This window comes from Humidesulfovibrio sp. (genome assembly GCF_030689645.1).
Classification (GTDB): Bacteria; Desulfobacterota; Desulfovibrionia; order Desulfovibrionales; family Desulfovibrionaceae; genus Humidesulfovibrio.
Genome location: NZ_JAUYFU010000046.1, coordinates 1 through 2,007, shown reverse-complemented (window position 1 = coordinate 2,007; position 2,007 = coordinate 1). Strand labels below are relative to the sequence as shown.

The following is a 2,007-nucleotide window of genomic DNA, read 5'->3' as shown; positions in this document are numbered from 1 at the left end:
CGGATGTTACCATTCGTCCCCCGTCAATGCGTGTCGTTTCTGCATAGTCTTGCTCGATGAGGAATAGCGCCTTTCTAAGGCTCGGCTCTGGGTATCGTTCAAAACAAAGGCGGTGGAGAGCATCCAAAACATCCCCGGCTTTACGGCCTCGCTCAAATTGCTCTGCCATTTCTTCCCATACTTGCATCGCAGGGGGATAGTCTATTACCTCCGCCCAAAAAGAAGAGGGGATTTCGTCCTCAAAGCCCTCTTCTAAAGCGGCTTGGATAAGGCCGATACAAAGTAGCCTCTCCCGTTTCTTTTTGTCTTGAGGATAGGCGAGGATGCCCAGCAATTCCAGCCAGAGTGTTGCGCTGCCTAGCTGGGCAGTGTTCTCAATTTGCAAAGTCGGCATTGTTGCCCCCTCTCTCTCCCCTCGATTTGTCCAGGGCCAGGCTACAGGGGCAGTAGCTTTTCGCCGTGGTTCATGAGGCCACGGCTAGGCCCTGGAAAGGTGAAGGCAGTCTATGCGGCCCCTACCGCCTGCGCAAGTTTGCCGATCTCCACGGCCAGCCGGTCCGCGTCATCCGCTGCGCACCACGCCGTTGAAGCGGCATCCGCCAACATACGGGCCGCGCCCTCAGGGTCTTCGGCGGCCTCAGCCAGGGCATCCTTGACCATTGCGCGGGCACTCTGGGCACTGGATGCGATTTTCAGCGCAGCCAACAGAAGGGGGCGGAGTGCCTCGTTTTGATATCCAGCGGTGATCTCATTTTGCCCTGCTTCTGGACTCCTGTAGTGGTCTTCGGCGCGGTCCAGGTATGCCTGGAGCAGCCCCGGCAAGGTCGAGGTCGAGAACGCGCAGCCCATTGAAGCCAGCTCCCGAAAGTTGGCCTCAGTGGGCGGCACGGTGTAGGCGCGCGGGCCGTCTCCGGTGAAACCGTCTTCGCGGCCCTGGAGGGCGGGAATGCTCTTGCTGTTGGACAAATCGGTGGGTATGGACTGCGCAGCCATTGATCTACCTCCTATCGGTAGGTTGTGGTTAGGCTCGGCAGGGTGTTCGTACCACCTCGCCGGGCCGCTCTATTCTCAGCCCCGGACCACCACGGCCAGGGCCTTGAGTCTACTTCTCGCCGCTCGCCCGGAACAGGGGCACCACCTGCCCGCCATTACGTAAGCGGTCCAGAAAATCCGCCCAAGCGTAGACCATAATGCGGCGGTCCGCGAGGTAAGAGGCGTGATTGTAGCTCGCCCGGACCTTGCTCTGTTCCGCGTGGGCAAGCTGGCGCTCTATGTGGTCTGCGGGCCAATTCATTTCATTCAGCATCGTGCTAGCCATTGCCCTGAAGCCGTGCGGCGTCAGTTCCGCATTGCTGTAGCCCAGGCGGCGCAGGGCCGCGCCTAGGGTTCCGTCGCTTATGGGCCGTTCCTTGGTCCGCTCGCCGGGGAATACAAGCCGCCCGGAGCCCGTCAACGGCTGTAGGTCTTTGAGGATAGCCACCACCTGAGGGGCCAAGGGCACCAGATGCTTGCGGCGCATCTTCATGCGGGCGGGCGGAATCGTCCAAAGCGGGGCGGGGCCGTCTAGCTCCAGCTCCGGCCATTCCATGCCGCGTAGCTCGCCGGGGCGGGTGAACACGTAAGGAAGGATGCGCAGGGCGCACTTGACGATGAAACTGCCAGAATAGCCGTCAATGGCCCTCAGCAGCGCCCCGACCTCATGAGGCTGGGTGATCGTCGCATGATGTTGCTGAATGGCAGGAGGCAACGCCCCGCGCAAGGCCGCTGTAGGGTCGGACTCAGCCAGGCCACAGGCCACGGCATAGCGGCAGACTTGGCCAATGTTCCCCACAAGGCGGTGGGCAGTCTCCAGCGCCCCGCGAGATTCAACGCGGCGGGCCACGGCGAGCACCTGAGGCGCGGAAAGCTCACGAATTGGTATCTCGCCAATCCAGGGGAAGGCATCCTTTTCAAGAGATACCAAAATGCGGGCAGCGTGGCCGGGAGTCCAGCCGGGCAGAAACTTCT

Annotated in this window: 3 protein-coding genes; all 3 read right to left on the bottom strand. The window is 61.3% G+C overall.

Features of this window, described 5'->3' with window-relative positions:
* Positions 1-394: hypothetical protein (locus Q8O35_RS06745; RefSeq protein ID WP_305571880.1), on the bottom strand; the 394-nt coding region annotated here is incomplete at its 3' end.
* 110 nt (positions 395-504) lie between these two features.
* A complete protein-coding gene (locus Q8O35_RS06740) occupies positions 505-993 on the bottom strand; it encodes a hypothetical protein (protein WP_305571879.1) in 489 nt (162 codons plus the stop codon).
* Positions 994-1,102: 109 nt separating this feature from the next.
* The coding region (locus tag Q8O35_RS06735; protein WP_305571878.1) for a site-specific integrase at positions 1,103-2,007 on the bottom strand (905 nt) is incomplete at its 5' end.

Coding starts and splice junctions, on each gene's coding strand:
- Q8O35_RS06740 (WP_305571879.1), bottom strand. CDS start 993: ATGGCTGCGCAGTCCATACCCACCGATTTGTCCAACAGCAAGAGCATT.